Raw genomic sequence first — 19634 nt, 5'->3', positions numbered from 1 at the left:
TTTTTAGTGAAAAAAACAGAAAAAGACTATCAGAGCGCCATGGTCACTCCAATAGTCTTTTGTTCAGAGCGTAAAAACGATTTTACGCTTTATTATTTGCTAACCACTTCTTTGCCTTTGTAATGTCCGCAAGATTTGCAAACATGGTGGGACAAAGTTGGTTCACCGCAATTTGGGCAATTTACCATGCCAGGTACAGATAATTTGTAATGAGTACGACGTTTTCTTTTTGCGGTTTTAGAAGTTCTTCTAAATGGTACAGCCATGATTGGCACCTCCTTGTCGGTTTATTCATCTTTTTGATCAAAAAACTTAGCTAATCCAGCAAGTCTTGGATCCACTTTTGGTTCGTCTTTTGCTTGTTGACTTAACTCTTCCTCAGTAAAATAATCCCAGTCTTTTCCGCCTTTTATTGCCCCTTCCGTACCTTCTTTGAATACTTGCATCGGTACTTCCAGGAGAATCAACTCTTCCAAGACCGGTTTTAAATCGACGACTTCTCCATCTATGTAATGGATATCCTCATCGTCATCATTTCCCCGAAGTTCTGGGTCTTCCCAGCTGAAGACCTCAACCGTCTCAACTTCTACAGGAAATTGGACATCTTCCCAAGTGCGTGCGCAGGGAAGGGTCAAGGTCGCCTTCAAAGTAAGATGACAAGTCATTTGTGAATTTCCGACAGTACAGTGTCCTTTTACATGAACGGGTGAAATTTCGCGAATATCTTTATTCCGCTCTTTCACTTCATCCAAATTCACAACTGTATCAATCGGCAACCCTGTTTGGCGATATTTCGCCAATTGATGAATCGACCATTTCATTCACGAATCACCCCAAGACAACAATGATGATTATATAATGTGATAATTTAGATGTCAAGATATTTTCTTGTCACTTTCCAAAAACGATACTATAATTCACTTTACACGAACAATTTTCGCTGAATTTTTTTGAAAGGGGCAAATTATGAAAGCAGTCGGAATCGTTGTTGAATATAATCCGTTCCATAACGGACATTTTTATCATGTTACCCAATCGAAGAAGATTACAAACGCGGACGTCGTGGTTGCTGTCATGAGCGGCCCCTTTCTGCAAAGAGGGGAACCCGCCCTCGTTTCGAAATGGCACCGGACAAAGATGGCTTTAAGGAGCGGTGTCGATCTTGTTGTTGAATTGCCTTATGTGTTTAGCACCGCCAACGCTCCATTATTTGCGGAAGGAGCGATTTATCTTCTGGGGGCGCTGCAATGTGACGCTTTTTCGTTCGGAAGCGAAGATGGAATATTGGAGCCGTTTTTGAACACCGCCGATTTAATTGAAACCCATTTTGAAGAATATAATGGTCTCATTAAAAAGTTTGTGTCAACGGGGATCAGTTATCCGCAAAGTTTGTTTTATGCATATGAACAATTGAAACAAAAGAACGGCCGCGTTTATCTTGACTTATCCAAACCGAACAATATTCTCGGCTACCACTATATTGTTGCCGCAAAAAAATTCAATTTGCCGATTGAACCGGTGACAATCCAACGAATCCAGGCAAATTATCATGATTCCATCAGGGAAACGTCGACGATTGCAAGTGCAACGGGCATTCGAAAAGAAATTTTTCAAAAGGGACATCTGGAGGCCATTCAACCTTATGTTCCGGATGCATCTTACCAGGAACTCGCGGAATGGCGGCGTCAGTATTCGCGCTTTGTGGATTGGGAAGCGTTCTGGCCCCTATTAAGATACGCCATCATGCGCTATCGCCCGGAAAATTTGAAGGCCTTCGCAGACGTATCAGAGGGGATTGAATACGCCCTCATCAAACATGCCAAGCACAGCCAAACCTTTTCGGAATTTATGTCCAGCATTAAATCGAAACGATATACCTGGACGAGATTGCAAAGAATGCTTACCCATATTTTCACAGGAATTACAAAAGAGGAATTGCACCAATTCAAAACGCCCACTTATATCCGTTTGCTCGGGATGACGGAAAGGGGACAGGCTTATTTATCGGAACGGAAAAAGAGCTTGGAATTGCCTATGATAAGCCGAGTAGGGCAAGTGAAGGATCCGATGCTTGAAATCGATATCCGCGCATCGGATATCTATGCTTTGGGCGTCGAATTTTTTTCGGATAAAAAAATTGACGGAGACTATAAGCTTCCGCCAATCCGGTTCTGATTACTTTTCTTTTTCAGGAAGGCTCTCCAAATAATTCAAAGCATCATCGATTGTTTTTACCGGCACGATTTTCATGTCGGTATTGATTTTTTTTGCCGTTTTGACAGCTTCTTCATAATTGGAGGCGATTTCCGGATTTTTTTTCTTGGCTTCCTCCGAAATTTCATCATCCGGAGCGAAGAATATTTCCATCCCGGCTTTATCGGCAGCAATCACTTTCTTATCGATGCCCCCGATCCGGCCAATTGTGCCGTCTTCATTGATGACACCGGTACCGGCCACCCTGTACCCTTTCGTAATATCTTCATCCAAAAGCTGGTTGAGGATTTCAAGCGTAAACATGAGACCGGCAGAAGGACCGCCAATATCCTCCGAATTGATTTTTACGATGGGCTCCGTTCTGATAGACACGTTTTCCGAATAAGTGATGCCCAATCCAACTTTCCCGTCGCTGTCGGGGATTTCTTTTAATGTGACGGAGCAATCCAAGAGCTTTTCATCCCTTTGAACGACCAGTTGTACAGCATCGTTTTCTTTTTTCGTTTCAAGAGCATGGGCCAAATCTTCCGGCTTTTTAATAATCTTCCCGTCGATTTCCACTATTTTATCCCCCGGCTGCAAGATTCCATCGCTTGCTCCGCCGGACAAGACATTTAAGACAATGATTCCGCTGTAATTGACCGTGTAGGGTAGCCCGGCCTTTTTGTACGCTACCAATATGGCGTTAAATTGCGAATCCTTCATGAGCGTCATTTGACGGACATTATATTCACGCTCGTCTTCTTCCTTTTGATGCACCTCATCCATTCTCATAATATCTTGATGCTCACGGAATTTCGCAATCAAGAACGTCAAGGGAGTGGCTTTGCTCATGGAGACGGTCGTCAAATTGATGGTTCCTTCGTCATCCACATCGCCATTTTCTACTTTGACAAATTCGCCGACATCATAAGCGCTTCCCGGCTTCATAATATAATAGTCAAGCCGGTAAAAACATAAAAAAATGACAGCCAGCATGGAGATAATGAACAAAGTCAGGCGTTTCAACTGCTTCAGCCCCCCCTTCTTCAGCCCAAAAAAGCTAAATAAAAAAAGTTGAACATGCATATATTAGTTTAGCATTCCAAGATGTACCCGGAAAAATAGTTGAAAAGAGTTGATGCCCTATTCCACTGTTATATCTTTTCGTATGTATCACGCTGATTTGTTTATTATTGCTCTTTCCAGGAATCGCCCATAAAGGAGCGGATCTTGGGCTCGAACTGTTCCTGGAAGCGTTATTCCCTTATTTGCTTCCCTATTTGATTTTAACACAATGGTTTATCCGCCTGACACCTGAAAAGGATAATTCATTATCGAGATTCAAATTATATATCAAAACGTACGGCATCAGCGCCCTTGGGGGATTCCCGACCGGCGCCGCGACCGTCGCCTATTTAAAAAGGACCAATCAGATTTCAAAAAGCGAGGCGAACGGCCTTTTAAGTATTTGCCACAGTCCAAGCCCTTTATTCGTTCTGGGATTTGTTGGACATGACCTATTGAACAATACCCGGTTCAGCTGGCAATATTTGATTTTATATCATACGGTTTCCCTTTTCATTTTGGTGATGTACTATTTCTATCATCGATCCAATCCCCGCCAGGAAATCAAATCATACAACCTTCGAAAAAATGAAAACCCTTTTATATCCAGCATCAAAGACAGCATTCCAACGGTTCTCGTCGTCGGATCCACCATCATTTTTTTCACAACCATTTACACCGTCGTCATATATACCATTCAGACGATTTTTCCTAATATACATAAAAACCTGCTACTACTTACGGCAGCATCTTTGGAAATGACGAACGGTCTGCAAATTTCCCAAAAAATTTTTTCCAATGAACCGGCTCTGCTCCCTTTGTTGATGGCCACTTTTTTATCCAGCCAAAGTTTGAGCATCCATATGCAAGTGGCGGTCATCGCAAAAAGCGAAAGCATTTCGCTTAAGCCTTACATTTTATTGAGAATTTTCTTTACTCTCGTCATTCCGATTCTCTACTTTATTTTATTTTTATAAACTAAAACGATATAAAGAAAACTCGGCGGAGATTCATTCTGCCGAGTTTGAATTCATTTCCCCGTATTTCTTTTTCAACGCTTCTTCCACCACGCAAGGAACAAGGCCTTTCACACTTCCTCCATAACGGGCTACCTCTTTGACGATGCTGGAACTTAAAAATGAATATTGATTTTTCGTCATGATGAAGAACGTTTCAATGGATTCATCCAAAAAACGGTTCATGGATGTAATTTGCATCTCATATTCGAAGTCTGAAACCGCTCTTAACCCCCGGACGATTGCAATGGCATTTCTGGATTTTGCATAATCCACGAGCAATCCGGAAGAACTTTCGACGCGGACATTCGGGATATCCTTGGTAACCTCTTCAATCAATGCAAGCCTCTCCTCAATCGAAAACAACGGTTTTTTGGAAGAATTTTTTAGTGCGGCAACATAGACAATATCAAATACATCTGCCGCCCGTTTAATAATATCTAAGTGTCCATTTGTGATTGGGTCAAAACTACCTGGTACAACAGCAATTTTTTCCGACAATTTCTCCCTCTCCCTAACTCATTCGATAAATTGAAATGATGGTTTTTCCATATTTTTCGCTTCTTATGCAAGTAAATCTTCCATAAGCTTGCGGCAATTGAACATCAAATGAATGTTCGCAAACGATGATGGCATCTTTCGAAAGCTTTCCACCTTCCTCCAGCATTAAAATATAATCATAATATTCCAGTTTTTTATATGGAGGATCAACAAATAAATAATCTAATTGGATATCCCGCTTTAACAGGGCCTTGATGCCGCGGAGCGCATCGGTGCAATAGGCTTCCGCCCGATCTTCGTAGCGGCACTTTTTGATGTTTTCTTTCAGAACTTGAAAAGCGCGGCGGTCCTTCTCGATAAAAATGGCCCGCTCGGCCCCCCTGCTTAAAGCTTCGATACCGAGGGCGCCGCTTCCTGCAAATAAATCTAATACAATTCCGCCTTCAAAAAAAGGGCCTATCATATTGAAAATGGATTCTTTCACCTTATCCGTTGTCGGTCTAGTCGTTGTTCCGGAAACCGCTTTAAGCGGCATTCCCTTTCTTTCACCGGCAACCACCCGCATTTTTCTCACCAAGCCTTCATTGCTTAGAATCAACAATATTTATGGAAATGGAATCCTTCATCTTATGGATTTCAACGGAAAATAATTTTTGAAGCCAGGACTCTTCAATATAATATGTTCCGGAAACCGATTGAATCGGCTGTGAAACCGTATTATAGCGCCTTTGGTTATAGACGTAAAAATCATAATTGAATGGAAAACGGAACTGTCTCATTTTATTCTTTGCATAGAACCCGTTCTTTCCGACCGAAGTTTCGTAGCCAAGATGGCGCAATAATGGTTCTGCGGAATATAGCACTTGTCCCTCGTAAAAAACAATGTCGATATCCTTCGTCAATTGATGATCAACATATACATCCCTGTCATCAAAAAACAATAGAGGCATTACCTCATCAGCTGACACATTTGATTGGAAATATTGTGTGGAATATCCGAATACTCCACCCAGCTCGTGATCCAACAAGGATGCGTCAATTTTTTCTCCTTCCAACTCTTGTAATCTCTCAACCCAAAGTTCCCGCTGTTCGTCGGTCATTTGATTTTTCAATGTCATCGTTATTTCCCTGGCTTTCTTCCCCCCCAGGAAGCTATCCGTCAAGAACGATGCCACCACTTCCGCTGCCCAAACCGGGAGCTGATTGCACTGATATTTCATATGCATCTGGGTTAAAAGAATTTCTTCCTTCAAATCCTCAATTGACATCTTATCAGAAAATAATATACGGCTTCCTTGAAGCCCTGACGGCTTGTCGCCAAGGATGACGGCCATATGTTCATCATTTAATAATTCCATTTCTTCCAACTGTTTTATCATATCATGTTGAACAGGATTTGGCGAATATATGGTAATCTTGTCATTATTTCCTTGAATCGGTAAAGGTTCAGCCTGGTAATATAAGTCATTCACCGGCCCGCTGCCGCTGAACATCGAGTAGTGCACCAAAGACAGCGATTGCTGTCCTATAAACGGCAAACCGGTAACCCATGTCCCATTGATCGACTGGTCGGTTGTAATATGAACAGTTGAATGAGTCGCCGTCCCGTTTTCTAAAGTGACAAAAATATCTTTCAGCAATTGTCGGGGTTTCAATCCCCCATCAATTGGTATTATGTATGAAATCGATTGGTTTTGTATATCGCTATGTAAAAATTTAGAAAAATCCTTGCTTAACCGCTTGCAACTATTTTCCTTTTCGAGAAAACAATCCGGACTTGCCGCCTGTTCCGGCCAGTTGATAGAAATCGATTGATTTGGTAAATTTCTAAAGTGATGACGAATATGCAGGCTATCCCCCCGGTAGACGATGTCTATATCCTGACTATATGTATAATGTCCGATATTCTTCTCTTGTTGGGCGGAATACGTTTGATACTGAAAAAAAAGCACGCCGCCAATCAGCAGGACGAGGAAACTAAAAAAACTCACTATGTATTTCATAGGCAAACCACCTTATACATGCTACTATTATTACATAGAAAGGAGACGACGAAATGACACAACAATTTATCGAGCTTGGGCAAGGGTATGGAGACATTTATGAACTTTGCGAACTGATCCGGACAAACAAAAAAAGATTCCACAATGCTTTTTTATTTATTTCTTATAAAGGAAACAAAGCTTTTGCCTCTCCGGCGGTGGCCTTTGAACCGGTTGGCGACAGCAACTTTATGCCGATATACATATGCCGGGAAGGAATACCATATAATCCGGAAAAACCTTCCAAACGACTGGAATTGTTCGAAGAAGCGCTAAAAGAAATCGGGAAGGAAGCGGTTCCAATGGACATCAAACACTCCTGCTACTATGCAGAAACGATTCTGTTTTATCAACATCTGATCGGTGTTTTAAGAATGAACCGCCTGATTCCGCAACTGGCGTAATCAAAGACCAATTCTGTAATCATATTCTTGTTCCTGGTCCTTTTTGAACTTTTCATTTTCAAATTCATTTTTGACAAAAGGCAAGTACGATTCCACAACGTCTTTCACAAAAGGAAGACGTTGTATTTTATTTTTTATATAAGGAATTTCTTCCCGGTTGCAATAAAGGACGACATATTTTAATTTTCTTGATATATAGTGGACATGTCCAAACTTTCTTAAGCTCTTGGCATGCTTCAATTGATAAACATACACGATAAGCCCTTGACGTTCCTGCATTTCCATTACCCCTTTTCTTCATTTAAAGGATAACATACAGACAATTTTGATAGCAACTGACATTGGTGACATGTCGTGATGAATTTCGTTATAATCTTTTTTAAGGGATTTGATCTTCATGCAAAATAAGAGAAATTCATTTTTCCTTATTATATATAGAGCTCGCAAAGGAGGCAAAACATGGGAAAGAAGACAAAACTGGCGCTGGCGATTGCCGCTGCAAGCGCGGCAGCATGGGCCGGAAGCAAAGCCTTTATAAAACCCCAAAAACGAGAAGGAAAAGAAGTATTGAAAAAAGCTCCGGTCGTATTGGCCCATAGAGGAGGGGCGAAACTTGCGCCGGAACATACGATGATTGCGTTTGAAAAGGCTTTTGAATTTGGGGTGGATGGCTTCGAAATCGATGTACGTCTCACAAAAGACGAAGAAATCGTCGTGATTCACGACGAAACCATCGATCGCACATCCGATGGCATGGGATCTGTAAAGGACTTTACATTGGAGGAATTAAGAAACTTTAATTTCGCTTTCCATTTTAAAGACGGGGAAGGAAATTATCCATACCGCAATCAAAAAGCCGAAATTGTAACATTAAAGGAATTGTTCGAAAAGTTCCCAAATATGTACATTAACATCGATATTAAAGACAGTCCAGAAACCTATGAAGGAAGCTTGATGCCTTCAAAACTTTGGAGACTGATTGAAGAATGCCACGCGGAAGATCGGGTAGTGGTCACAAGTTTCTACAGCGAACAAGTGGACCGTTTCAATTTGTATGCACAGAACCGCGTCGCTTTGGGCGCCGGAGAAACGGATGTACGGAAAGCATTTACGGCATTTACAAGCCAATTTGGACATCTCTATCATCCAAAAGTGGACGTTTTTCAAATCCCTACGAAACACGGAAGATTTTCATTGGACAGCCCTAAGTTTATCGCCTATTTAAACAATTTCAATATCCCTGTGCATTATTGGGTCATCGACGATGAAGAACAGATGATGAAACTGTTGGACAAAGGGGCGCAAGGCATCATCACGGACCGTCCGGATATCGCCGTTCCCCTCGTGCGGAATTGGATTGAAAAGCAAAAGGAAAAAGGGGAAAATCAGAAATAAGATTTTATGTTAATGAATAATTCACATTCGTAGTGCAGACCGGAAGGAGGTTTGTGCTACTATTTTTTATAGCGAAACAATGATAATGGAACACTTCAGACTTTTTATGAGGGTGCCGGTTTCTGATATTGAAGTCGCGTTGTTCCGGAGAGACGTTTAATACCGAAAGGGGACTTTTATGAAAAAGTTATTACTTGTCATGTTTTTTTCTCTCTTGTTGGCTGCTTGCGGCGATGAAAAAACATTTGACTATACTGTATATGAGTTTATCCAAATATTTGAAGAAACGGCCGGCGACTCCATTCCAATCGGCGAAAAAATCCAATTCGATGAAAATACGTATTTAGTCGAAATTCTCCCAACGGTCGCGTTAGTATTGGATACGGACGATAAAAACCATCTTGTTAAAGCGGCTGTCAGCGTCAAACCGGAAGCGATTTCAAATGATCGCGAAATAGTCAAAGCGAGTTTTCATACGCTCCTGAAATCTATTGATCCCTCACTGACGGAAAAAAACATCCACCAAATATACAATCAATTGGACATTGGCGATTTAACCCCTGCCAATCATGAAGAATCGTATACTTTCAATCATATCAATTATATTTTTGAAAGAGATATCGAAAGTGACTCAATACTATTGGAGGCCATTCCTGATTGAACTAAGGCCAAAGAGTACATCCAAATGCAAATATTTCCTTTTACAATTTTACATACAAATTCATATTCCATCCTGTTCATATAAAATGAAAAGGACCCGAACCACCGGGTCCTCTAATCACTGATTTCCTTCATAAACTGCTCTTCCGAAATAACCTTAAAACCGTTCCGTTTCAGCAAGGCGGAAGTCACCCCGTCTCCAGCGATTTTCTCCCCGCTGAACCCGCCATTATAAATCTTGGAACTTCCGCAAGAAGGGCTGTTCTCTTTGAGAACAACCAGGGTCGCTTTCACATTTTTTGCGATTTCCAATGTGGCGAAGGCCCCTTTCAGGAAATGATCCGTGACATCTTTCCCCGATTTCGTTACGACCCTCGCCTTTCCGTCCAAAACATCAAAACCATCCCCGCCGATGATTTCGGCGGGCTCCCGGGGAACCGGCAATCCTCCAAGCACTTCAGGACAAACGGCGACCGCTTTTTTCTCGTCAATTAATTTCGCAATTTTTTCATCCAAACAGTGGGAACCATTATATCGGACTTTTAATCCTGCCAAACAAGAACTCACTAAAATCATAACTTCCTCCGCAATTGAATAAACTTTTATTTAAGAAGAAGGCTGTTCGGAAAATTTCCAAACAGCCATCCAATATTTATGAAACAGAACAAGAGCATTTCCCGCCGGATCCGCAGCCGCCTGAATGGCAGGAAGTTTCGAAAAACGGGTTGCTGACCGGCACTTTCACCGCTTCGGAAACGGCTTTTGCAAGAATCAGGCTGATTTCATCCAACAAATCTTGCAGCTCGTTTTCCGCCAGTTTTAGATCCGCCACCTTTTCATTCAGATCCAGTTCCCTTTTCTGTTTACGGATTTCCTTCATGATTTTATAATAATCGGGATGATATTTCCCAAATCTTTGCACGTCTTCGTATTGTTCTTTCATCCGGTTAAATGCGGCAATCTTCTCAACCAATACCCGGTCGCCGTATACCGCCTGACGGGCTTTTTGGTATTTGCGGACAGGTTCCGAATTGAGAATCATGGAGCTCAATACGTCCGCTTCATCTAAAATGAAGGCCCATTCTGATGTCATCATCATCATTTATTCCTCCAATCTGTACATCTATCATAGCAAAATTTTGATGAAATTTGCATTTACAATACTTGCTTTGCGAGCCTTCATTCACAAGTTATTCCTTTATTCTTCCACCTTATTTTTTAATTTTTCCAATATGGATTGGACACATTCATGGTCAGAGAAATAAATGATTTTATCTTTAAAGATTTGATCCGTTTCATGGCCTTTTCCTGCAATGAGAATGGTATCTCCTTCTTTTGCGGATAAAATCGCCTTCTCAATTGCTTCCCGGCGATCCAAAATCATCTCATATTTTTGCGTAGAGGTAAAACCGGCAGCAATTTGCGAATTAATAAAAACGGGGTCTTCGCTTCTTGGACTATCGGTTGTTAAATAAATCATATCCGCATATTTCGTTGCTACTGCTCCCATTTTGATCCGCTTATGTTTGTCTCTGTCCCCGCCGCAGCTGAACACGACAATCAAATCACCTTTTGCCGTTTTTTTCAATGTTTTTAATACTGCCCTGAGCGCCGCTTCCGTATGGGCGTAATCGATATAAATGGACACGTTCAAATGGTTGGGAATGGATTCGAGTCTTCCTTTTGGCAAATACAGTTGTTCTGCCGCTTCGCAAATTTGTTCGACCGGAAAGCCTAATTCGCTGACCGTTGTGATGGCAGCAATGACATTTTGCAATTGGTGTTCGCCGACAAACGGCAATGTAAACACTTTTTGCCCTTTATCGCTTTGCAAACAGCAAGTTGTATGCTGCAATCCTTCCGCCAAAATCTGCAATTGGTAATGGACCCGGTTTCCGAGACCAAAATACGTTTTTTTCTTTTTGGATTGCAAACCTACTGTACGGCAAAATGAATCATCGCCGTTTAATACGATCCTTTTGGCCAGTTGAGCCAGAATCTGTTTGGATTGCTTATATTTTTCATAGGATCCGTGATCTTCAATATGATCCTCCGCCAAATTCAAAAAGACGCCTATATCGATATCGCAATAATCCAAACGATGGGTTGCCAGCCCCATGGATGATGCTTCCAGTGCAACGTATTGCACCCGGTTACGCACCGCATATTGCAAAATTTTATGCAAGTGTTTCGGCTGCAACGTCGTCAAATGTTCGTATTCCAAATCAACCTCTTTTCCATTGATGTAAACGCCATTTGTTCCGATGACCATTACTTTTTTATGTAGTGCTTGAAGTAGCTGGCCAATAAAATGGCTGACCGTCGTTTTTCCGTTTGTACCGGTAATGGCGATCACCTGCAATGCTTCTGCCGGGAATCGGTAAATTTTTGCAGCGGCAAATGACATAAACTTCAAACAGTTTGGAACCCAAATGACCGGGACCGGCAATTTTAATTGATCCAGTTTCGTCTCATCTTCAATGACTACTCCTACAGCACCGTTTTGAAGGGCTAAATCAATATACTGGTAGCCGTCAAATTTTCTTCCTTTTCTTACTACGAACAAGTCGCCGGGTTTGACATGCTGGGCGTAGTCTTCAATCCCTTGCACTTCTATCCGAATTGAACCGCCTTTCACTGTACATGGCCAATCCTTCAAAAGTTCTGCCAGTTGCACTGTGTCACTCCTTTTCCATATCATATGCCCATGAAAACAATGTGACACTATGGAAACAGGAGGAAGGAAATGCGGATTAAATCAATAAATTCTTCTTTCATTAAAAAAGCGAATGGAAAACTTATCGTTTCCATTCGCTTTTTAAACTATGGAATCAAGGTTTATTTAAAAAGATTTGCGTATAATAGTTGATAAACACACCCGATCCGACATGGGTAAATTTATCGTTCAACATCAATCGTCGATGTTCTTCCGAATTGAACCAGCCGTGTGCGGCTTCGATGGCATCAAAGTAGGCTGTGGCCAGGTTTTCCCCCACTTCATCATAAGTGACGGAGTAATGGGCCAATCGGTCTTTCAATGAACCATAATTTGGCGAATCATGGGACAAATATTTCTCGGTATACATCTCTTCGCTATGCTTCATCGCTGCAACACCGGCTACTTCATCCCATATTAAAGGAGGTACATTTTCATTGCTTCTGAACACGTTGACAAGATCAAACAGTTGTTTCGAATACCCTTCATTGCTTTGCTGGATGGTATAGGAATTTAAATTTGGCACCCGAATGAGATCGCCCACAAAGGTCATTTCATATGGTCTATGTTTCACAAGGGTTTCGCCATCCATAAACCGGATCCCAATCAATGAATCCGTAAATTGGTCTATATATAACTGGGCAAAAACGCCGTCGAATTTTACTAAAATGCGGGAATTCATATCATATTCGGTCAAGGCAAACGTATAAACATTATCGCCAATCTTGACGGTAATTTCAGGGTTTACGATGGTCATCCGGTATATATCATCAAGGGATTGTCCAATTTTGTATGGCGCTACGTCCACTGCCTTTCCCGTAGCATAGACTTGGGTAATTTTGCCGCCTTCTACACCAAACATGGCAAAAGATTTCGGATCGCGATTGTATACCCACCATTCATACCCAAAAGCGCTTTGGTCTATCCGATCCGGTTTGCCAAAATCCTTCAGCAGTTTATCATCATCTTGATGGATATATGTAGATACTCCGCTTTCCGGCCGCGGCGAGGCGTCTTCGTCACCCTTTGGAATTTCGGTTTTCGGAATGACCGTCGATTTCGAATTTGGACCTTCCAACGGTTTCAGCTCATAGGAGGAATCGGAAGTAAAAAAATAGATCAATGCGATACAAAAAAGCAGTACGATCAAAATGCGAAAGAGAGTTTTCATTGCAGCCCATATCCTTTACTATAGTGATTTCATTATACTAAATTTATAATGTATGACACAATGTTGTCATTGAATCTAACGGAAATTTACACTATTATAAAATTATGCGTTAAAATTCGTTCGATGTATCAAAAAGGAGGAACATTCATGTATTTTGAAAACAAAACGATTGAAGATATAATCGTGGACCAAGATAAGCTAGTCGAAGTAATGGAAAAAAACGGATTAGAATGCCATGGCGGTTGGGACTATGACCGAATGACATTCGACAAACGCTTCGATGTGAAAGAAGGCCGTTATTATTTGCGTGTATTCTGCACTGCAGTATCCGGCGATGTTGGAAACAACACGGCTTCTCTAAAAATTTTAAAACCTGCCCTCGGTAAATACTACTATCCACACGGTGTAGAATACGGTGAAGATGAAGTATTTCCAAAACATTTAGTGAAAAAATGCGAAGAAATTTTGGAAAATGTGAAAAAAGATTTGGCTGAACTTGGCATTGCGTAATGGACTTATCATCTCATATATATTCTTTCAAAGAGGCACCAAAATTGCCTCTTTTTTCTTTTGGAAATCCATTATTTGAAACAAAATGAAAATTAGGGGCTGCCCCATCAGCCCCTAATTTTTTAGAATCCCAATATCGCTTTAATAACGGAAGTTGTTTCCCCGCCTTTATAAATAACATAGAGCAATAAATACACAATCACACCCGTGATGGCTGTAAAGAACCAGATGATGCTGGCAATAGGGCCTAGTCGGCGATGAATGACAAGCTTATCTCTTAAGCCGGTAATAATATTTATAAGACCCAGCACTCCGCCCACTGTTGCCAAAATGATATGGAAAAACAAAAAGAATGTATAATAAACTTTTACTTCGTCTGGTCCGCCAAAAGCGGTATTTCCGATAAATACCGTTCTTAACGCATAGATGATAAAGAAAATCAGTGCACATGCTCCGGCTGCCAACATTACTTTTTTATGCGCTTCCACTTTTTTCGCTATAATCAGTCCCCATCCAATGGCCACCAAGATGGCACTGATGACAATGAAACCGGTACTGATTGTTGGTAAAATCGGTACACCCATACTTCACATTCCCCTATCCTAATTAAAATTGATTTCTTTTTTTGTTTTGAAAATCCCGCAAAGCTTTAGCGGTAATTTCTTCCTCGGAAAGTTTATGTTCTTCTCTCCACCAATCACGGAATGCAAAAAATACAAGGACTCCCAAAATAATTTCTTGAATGATTTTCATCAACACTCCGCCCATTTGCTGATCTCTCAAAGGCGTCAAATCCGTAAATAATTCCGGACCGGATAATGGAATGGTCGTGTTGATGCTTGCCAATGTTTTATCCGGCACACAAAGCGCCATTGCCTTCAACCATGCTTCCCCTTCGGTATAAGTTGCATATAAAGGATCTTTTGTAAAAATAATTAAAGCACATGCAGGGGTAATGACAACGGCCGTTGCGATAATATACCCGATTTTGTACAACCCTTTCAATTTTTTCTGGCCCGGAACTTCATTCACCAATGGCCAATACATAAAGAAGGCTGACAAAAACAAAGCAAGGCTGGCAAGCCCGTGCAAAGTTTCATCAATTTTGATGAAATCAAACACTAACGGTATATGGTAAACCGAAAATGATAATGCAAACCCCAAAACCGCCACCACCGGATTGGTGAGCGCTTTAAAAATTTTGTCGACCACCGGGAACTCCACTACAACTTTCCAAATCCACCAAGGAATTCCCTTGATAAAGAAGAGCGGAACCAATAATAGATAAAAGGCCATTTGGACCATATGCATCGTAAATGTGATATTCGACATTAAGTCAATGGGCGAACCTTTGACGATATACAAAAGCAAAATTCCCATAAGGAAGTAAATAGCTTCCTTCTTTTTCAACGGCTCGCTTTCCTTGAATTCCTTTCTCCAACGGGTAGTATAAAGAAAATAGACGATGATGATGAAAATCAGGGTTCCAATCATGTAAGGGCTCCACAATGCTTGAAACCCGAATATACTTAAAGGCATAATATCGCTCCTTAATAAAGTAGTGATGTAATTAGTGCACAGTTCTAATGACATTATATCATTATTTTTCCTGATATTCTGAGGTTTCAATGCATCTTTTTGAAGAAAATATGATATTTTATATAAGCTTCAAACATATAATAATGGCTGCCTAGAAAATTCTAGACAGCCATTTTTCGCATTACCACCAAATAATAGTGTTAAATGCTAAGAAGAATGTGAATGCAATAATCGCACCAACCCATACAAATGTGGAAATGACACCGATGTATGGAGCTTCTTTTTCATCCATATGCATGAAGGAATAAAGTTGCAAGACAACTTGAATTCCGGCCAACAATAGGATGATCGGTTTAATGAATGTCGGTGCAAAATCCGCAACAACTGTTGCAAAAGCAATAAACGTTAGGAAAATCATGATCGCAAAATTGATGACCTGCTTGCGCATCTTTTCTGCGCTTTTTCTGCGGCCAAATTCATATTCGGCCTGGCTTCTGCCTTGAATCTCAGTGTCGTGACTCATATTATCCTAACACCCCCATGAGGTAAACTACCGTGAAGATAAATACCCATACAACGTCGATAAAGTGCCAGTAGATAGACGCTACAAAATATTTTGGCGCGTTGTAGAGATTTAATCCACGTTTCGCATTGCGGAATACCAAACAAAGCATCCAAACCAATCCGATGATTACGTGCAATCCGTGCGTTCCCACAAGCGTAAAGAAAGCAGAAGAGAATGCGGATTGAGTGTAACCGAATCCAATGTGCACATAGTGATAGAACTCATAAATTTCAAGGGCAAGGAAGCCTAGACCAAGAAGCACTGTCGCCAAAGTCCAAAGTTGAACGCCTTTGAAGTTATAGTTTTTCAAATGATACATCGCGATGACGGATGTCAGGGAAGAAGTTAAAAGGAACATCGTCATGACGAATGCCAAAGGCAGTTCAAACAGTTCCTGGGAAGTGAACTCCATTCCCGCTGGACCTCTGTTTCTCAAAGAAATGTATGTCGCAAATAAACTTGCGAATAGCACAATATCGCTACAGATGAAAATCCAAATCCCAACGTACTTATTTTTGCCTTCTTGCGTAACCTGTTCAGGATGTTCAGGCCAAGTTTGAGGGGTGAATTTAGTATCCAACATTAGTTATTTCCCCCTTTTCCATAAAGCTCTTCTTCAATTGCCAAGATTTCCTCTTTGTGTAAATGATAACCCAAATCGTCTTTCACTGAACGGATGATCATGGCAAGAACTGTAATACCAAGACCGATCACCATTACAGGAATTGACCAAGATACACCGTCCGGATGATATAATGCACCAAATGCCGCAATGAATAATCCTAATGACATAATGAACGGCAAGATGGAGTTGTTAGGCATATGAATGTCGCCAAGAGGCTCCGCATATGTCATACCTTCAGTATTTCCTTCTTGTTTTTCAATCCAATATGCGTCAAATCCACGGATAAGTGGAAGTTGTTTAAAGTTGTAGAATGGGATAGGTGTTTGGATTGCCCATTCAAGTGAACGTCCGTCTCCCCAGTAATCTCTGCAGTTTACTGGTTTAGATTTAATTGATAATAGCATGTTCACTACCATTAATAGAACACCAACAGCCATCATAATCGCACCGATGGAAGAAATGAAGTTGAATAAATCCCAACCTTGACCTTCCATATATGTGAATACGCGGCGTGGCATACCCATTAATCCAAGGAAGTGTTGTACAAAGAATGTTAAATGGAATCCTGTAAAGAAAATCCAGAATGTTAAATAACCTAATTTCTCATTTAATGCACGGTTAAATAATAACGGCCAATAGAAATGGAATGATGCAAAGATAGCCGTTACGATACCACCAACGATAACGTAGTGGAAGTGGGCAACGATAAAGTATGAGTCGTGTAATTGATAGTCAAGTGGTGCAGTTGCCTGCATTACACCTGTTACCCCACCAGCAACGAAGGATGGGATGAATCCTAATGCGTAAATCATTGGTACAGTAACTTTAATAGAACCGCCCCAAATTGTCAAAATCCAGTTGAACACTTTCATACCTGTTGGAACGGCAATCGCCATTGTTGCTATTGCGAAAATTGCGTTTGCAGTCGCACCAAGACCTACAGTAAACATATGGTGAGCCCAAACCATGAATCCTAAGAAACCGATTAGGATTGTCGCGAATACCATTGAAGAATATCCGAATAAGCGTTTGCGAGCAAATACCGGAATAATTTCAGAGAATAAACCGAATGCTGGCAATATTAAGATATATACTTCAGGGTGACCGAAAATCCAGAATAAGTGCTCCCAAATAATTGTGTTACCACCCATTGTATGATCGAAGAAGTTCGCATCGAACATACGGTCAACTAACATTAGGAACAAGCCTACTGTTAGTGGAGGGAACGCGAACAAAATCAATGTACTGGAAATAAGTGTAGTCCAAGTAAATAAAGGCAAACGCATGAACGTCATACCTGGTGCACGCATTGTGATGATTGTCACAATGAAGTTAATGGCAGAAATCAATGTACCTGCACCGGAAATTTGCAGACCTAATACATAGAAGTCAATACCATGACCAGGTGAATATAAAGATAATGATGCATATGATGTCCAACCAGCATCTGGTGCTCCACCCATAAAGAATGATAAATGCAAGAATGTAGCACCTAAGAAGAATAACCAGAATCCTAATGAGTTCAGGAATGGGAATGCTACGTCACGAGCACCGATTTGCAATGGTACAACCATATTCATGAATGCGAATAAAAGTGGTGTCGCTGCCAAGAAAAGCATTGTTGTACCGTGCATTGTTAATAACTCATTGAAAGTACCGGCAGAAATAAAGTCGCTATTTGGAAACATTAGTTGAATGCGCATTAAAAGCGCTTCAAAACCTGCGATAGCAAAGAATAATAGCCCAGAGAATAGGTACAATACCGCAAGTTTTTTATGGTCAACAGTTGTTAAATAGTCCCAAATAACCGCACCCACGCCCTTTTTCTTTGTGACTGCTACTGAGCTCACAACTTTAACCTCCTTAAATTTGTTCTCTATCTGAAGCTACGGAATATTATTTTTCAACTGATAAGCCCAATAAGTAATCGGCAACGGCACTTATTTCCTCATCAGTCAACTCTTTGTATTTGCCAGTCATTAAGTTGCCTGGTTTATACTTTTCAGGATCTTTAATCCAAGCTTCAACATTTTCTTTTGTATGTTCTAAATAGCCTGCAACACGATTCCGGTCACCGAATGTTGCCAAGTTAGGACCGGCAGCGCCAGCAGGAGTTACCGCAGAAACTGCGTGGCAGCCCAAGCAGTTTTGAGCAAACGTTCTTTCACCTAAATCAGTTGAATCAGCAGAAGCTGTTTTTCCTTCAGTAGCTTTCATTGCAGCTACCCAAGCATCAAAGTCATCACGGTTTAATGATTTTACTTTGAAGTCCATTAATGCGTGAGAAGGTCCGCAAAGTTCAGCACATTTTCCGTACCATACACCTTCTCCATCGTTTAAGCCTGCAGATTCTTTATCGAATACTAGATAGAATTTATTTACGTTTTCAACGTTAGTATCCATTTTTCCGCCGATGGCAGGAATCCAGAATGAGTGCTTAACATCAGCTGCTTTCAGGTTGAAGTAAACCTTTTCATTTGTTGGAACAACCAATTCCTGTGCTGTCACAATACCGTATTGTGGATATTCAAATTCCCACCAATACAATTTTGCCGTAACGTTGATCGTCAATGCCTTTGGATCGCCGTTTTCATCCACTTCATCCATAGCGGATACATCAGCGAATTTGTAAGTAGCCAAAATTGTCGGAACAGACAAGATTAATAATAGGATAATCGGAATTACTGTCCAGATTGTTTCTAAAGTATGGCTACCTTCCACTTGTTTTGGCATGTAGTCTTCGCCAAGTTTAGAGCGGCGAAACTTCGCAAAAGCAACCAAATAAAGAACAGAAACTACCACAACAACCAATGTCATGATACTTGCAGCTAGAAGCAGCAGATTAAATTGCTCTTTTCCCACAGCTCCGGATGGTCTTAGTGCAGAGATATACTCTTCACCACACCCGGACAAAACAACAGCCAATGCTGCCAGCACCGGGAAAAGAGACCATTTTTTAAGCCCTTTCTTCATCCTTATTAAACCCCTCTTTCTATTATTTGTCTTGTTTACTGCACATGTTTCTATCTATGTGAATTCTTTAATGAAGAAAGAATCCCAAAAGGTATAAACGGAAAAATGATTGAATAAAATTTATTAGTAAAAAATTTTTCATCAACCTGAGCTAAACAACATATATTTAGTAAAAATGGTTTTTAATCTGGCAATAATGTTTAATGAGTGCAAAATCTAGAGAACAGTTTGTACATAAAAATAAAACAATAACCAT

General features: G+C 40.8%; 23 protein-coding genes. 6 read left to right on the top strand and 17 right to left on the bottom strand.

Annotated features, from left to right (window positions below):
• Window positions 1–92: 92 nt before the first annotated feature.
• Both rpmF and FKZ59_RS04080 read right to left on the bottom strand, forming a co-directional pair.
• Window positions 93–266 carry a 50S ribosomal protein L32 gene (rpmF, locus tag FKZ59_RS04085; protein ID WP_016837519.1) on the bottom strand — a complete coding sequence of 58 codons (174 nt, stop codon included), beginning with the start codon at window positions 264–266 and terminating at the stop codon, window positions 93–95.
• A gap of 21 nt (window positions 267–287) precedes the next feature.
• Window positions 288–821 (bottom strand): YceD family protein, encoded by a 534-nt coding sequence (locus FKZ59_RS04080; RefSeq protein ID WP_141601471.1) that lies wholly within the window; start codon window positions 819–821, stop codon window positions 288–290.
• Window positions 822–966: 145 nt separating this feature from the next.
• On the opposite strand from FKZ59_RS04080, the gene FKZ59_RS04075 reads away from it, so the two are divergent.
• Window positions 967–2175, top strand: a complete 1209-nt coding sequence (locus FKZ59_RS04075; RefSeq protein WP_141601470.1) for a nucleotidyltransferase — start codon at window positions 967–969, stop codon at window positions 2173–2175.
• Here FKZ59_RS04075 and FKZ59_RS04070 read toward each other — a convergent pair whose 3' ends face one another.
• Window positions 2176–3222, bottom strand: coding sequence for a SepM family pheromone-processing serine protease (locus FKZ59_RS04070; protein WP_281279186.1), 1047 nt, complete (start codon window positions 3220–3222; stop codon window positions 2176–2178).
• Between the two features lie 167 nt (window positions 3223–3389).
• Here FKZ59_RS04070 and FKZ59_RS04065 point away from each other — a divergent pair, with 167 nt between their 5' ends.
• Complete coding sequence (locus FKZ59_RS04065; RefSeq protein WP_141601469.1) at window positions 3390–4238, top strand: hypothetical protein; 849 nt, start codon at window positions 3390–3392, stop codon at window positions 4236–4238.
• A 33-nt stretch (window positions 4239–4271) separates the two neighbouring features.
• On the opposite strand, the gene coaD is transcribed toward FKZ59_RS04065, so the two are convergent.
• The 3 genes from coaD to FKZ59_RS04050 are packed head-to-tail and all read right to left on the bottom strand — an operon-like array spanning window position 4272 to window position 6781.
• Window positions 4272–4778, bottom strand: a complete 507-nt coding sequence (gene coaD, locus FKZ59_RS04060; protein WP_141601468.1) for a pantetheine-phosphate adenylyltransferase — start codon at window positions 4776–4778, stop codon at window positions 4272–4274.
• A gap of 13 nt (window positions 4779–4791) precedes the next feature.
• On the bottom strand, window positions 4792–5343 hold the full coding sequence (gene rsmD / locus FKZ59_RS04055; protein ID WP_141601622.1) for a 16S rRNA (guanine(966)-N(2))-methyltransferase RsmD: 552 nt from the start codon (window positions 5341–5343) through the stop codon (window positions 4792–4794).
• Window positions 5344–5359: 16 nt separating this feature from the next.
• Window positions 5360–6781 (bottom strand): RNA polymerase II, encoded by a 1422-nt coding sequence (locus tag FKZ59_RS04050; RefSeq protein ID WP_141601467.1) that lies wholly within the window; start codon window positions 6779–6781, stop codon window positions 5360–5362.
• Window positions 6782–6834: 53 nt separating this feature from the next.
• Between FKZ59_RS04050 and FKZ59_RS04045 the strand changes: the two genes are divergently transcribed.
• Window positions 6835–7224: a DUF7147 family protein gene (locus FKZ59_RS04045; protein ID WP_141601466.1), complete on the top strand. Its 390-nt coding sequence runs from the start codon at window positions 6835–6837 to the stop codon at window positions 7222–7224.
• On the opposite strand, the gene FKZ59_RS04040 is transcribed toward FKZ59_RS04045, so the two are convergent.
• The gene (locus tag FKZ59_RS04040) at window positions 7225–7503 is read right to left on the bottom strand and encodes a YlbG family protein (protein WP_141601465.1); all 279 of its coding nucleotides are present in this window, start codon (window positions 7501–7503) and stop codon (window positions 7225–7227) included.
• 180 nt (window positions 7504–7683) lie between these two features.
• Here FKZ59_RS04040 and FKZ59_RS04035 point away from each other — a divergent pair, with 180 nt between their 5' ends.
• Both FKZ59_RS04035 and FKZ59_RS04030 read left to right on the top strand, forming a co-directional pair.
• On the top strand, window positions 7684–8619 hold the full coding sequence (locus FKZ59_RS04035; protein ID WP_141601464.1) for a glycerophosphodiester phosphodiesterase: 936 nt from the start codon (window positions 7684–7686) through the stop codon (window positions 8617–8619).
• Between the two features lie 178 nt (window positions 8620–8797).
• Complete coding sequence (locus tag FKZ59_RS04030) at window positions 8798–9280, top strand: hypothetical protein (protein ID WP_141601463.1); 483 nt, start codon at window positions 8798–8800, stop codon at window positions 9278–9280.
• A gap of 113 nt (window positions 9281–9393) precedes the next feature.
• Here FKZ59_RS04030 and FKZ59_RS04025 read toward each other — a convergent pair whose 3' ends face one another.
• The 4 genes from FKZ59_RS04025 to FKZ59_RS04010 form a co-directional block, all read right to left on the bottom strand.
• On the bottom strand, window positions 9394–9855 hold the full coding sequence (locus FKZ59_RS04025; protein WP_141601462.1) for a DUF523 domain-containing protein: 462 nt from the start codon (window positions 9853–9855) through the stop codon (window positions 9394–9396).
• 76 nt (window positions 9856–9931) lie between these two features.
• Window positions 9932–10378: a YlbF family regulator gene (locus FKZ59_RS04020; protein WP_141601461.1), complete on the bottom strand. Its 447-nt coding sequence runs from the start codon at window positions 10376–10378 to the stop codon at window positions 9932–9934.
• Window positions 10379–10477: 99 nt separating this feature from the next.
• A complete protein-coding gene (locus FKZ59_RS04015) occupies window positions 10478–11956 on the bottom strand; it encodes a UDP-N-acetylmuramoyl-L-alanyl-D-glutamate--2,6-diaminopimelate ligase (RefSeq protein WP_141601460.1) in 1479 nt (492 codons plus the stop codon).
• Between the two features lie 154 nt (window positions 11957–12110).
• Complete coding sequence (locus FKZ59_RS04010) at window positions 12111–13166, bottom strand: CAP domain-containing protein (RefSeq protein WP_141601459.1); 1056 nt, start codon at window positions 13164–13166, stop codon at window positions 12111–12113.
• A gap of 147 nt (window positions 13167–13313) precedes the next feature.
• Here FKZ59_RS04010 and FKZ59_RS04005 point away from each other — a divergent pair, with 147 nt between their 5' ends.
• The gene (locus tag FKZ59_RS04005; protein WP_141601458.1) at window positions 13314–13676 is read left to right on the top strand and encodes a YugN family protein; all 363 of its coding nucleotides are present in this window, start codon (window positions 13314–13316) and stop codon (window positions 13674–13676) included.
• Between the two features lie 122 nt (window positions 13677–13798).
• Here the strand turns inward: FKZ59_RS04005 and FKZ59_RS04000 are convergent, their stop codons facing one another.
• The 6 genes from FKZ59_RS04000 to coxB all read right to left on the bottom strand — a co-directional run bounded on the left by FKZ59_RS04000 (window position 13799) and on the right by coxB (window position 19378).
• Entirely contained in the window at window positions 13799–14260 is a 462-nt protein-coding gene (locus FKZ59_RS04000; protein WP_141601457.1) for a DUF420 domain-containing protein, read from the bottom strand.
• 22 nt (window positions 14261–14282) lie between these two features.
• Window positions 14283–15215: a cytochrome c oxidase assembly factor CtaG gene (ctaG, locus tag FKZ59_RS03995; RefSeq protein WP_141601456.1), complete on the bottom strand. Its 933-nt coding sequence runs from the start codon at window positions 15213–15215 to the stop codon at window positions 14283–14285.
• 181 nt (window positions 15216–15396) lie between these two features.
• Window positions 15397–15738, bottom strand: a complete 342-nt coding sequence (locus tag FKZ59_RS03990; protein ID WP_141601455.1) for a cytochrome C oxidase subunit IV family protein — start codon at window positions 15736–15738, stop codon at window positions 15397–15399.
• 1 nt (window position 15739) lies between these two features.
• Window positions 15740–16363, bottom strand: coding sequence for a cytochrome (ubi)quinol oxidase subunit III (locus tag FKZ59_RS03985; protein ID WP_141601454.1), 624 nt, complete (start codon window positions 16361–16363; stop codon window positions 15740–15742).
• Complete coding sequence (locus FKZ59_RS03980) at window positions 16363–18255, bottom strand: cytochrome c oxidase subunit I (RefSeq protein WP_141601453.1); 1893 nt, start codon at window positions 18253–18255, stop codon at window positions 16363–16365. Before FKZ59_RS03980 ends, FKZ59_RS03985 begins: the two co-directional genes overlap by 1 nt.
• A gap of 46 nt (window positions 18256–18301) precedes the next feature.
• Window positions 18302–19378, bottom strand: a complete 1077-nt coding sequence (gene coxB / locus FKZ59_RS03975; RefSeq protein ID WP_141601452.1) for a cytochrome c oxidase subunit II — start codon at window positions 19376–19378, stop codon at window positions 18302–18304.
• Window positions 19379–19634 lie beyond the last annotated feature (256 nt).

Origin of the sequence: Ureibacillus terrenus (assembly GCF_006569205.1) — a bacterium.
In the GTDB taxonomy this organism is placed as follows: domain Bacteria; phylum Bacillota; class Bacilli; order Bacillales_A; family Planococcaceae; genus Ureibacillus; species Ureibacillus terrenus.
This window is presented reverse-complemented; position numbering and strand designations above follow the sequence as displayed.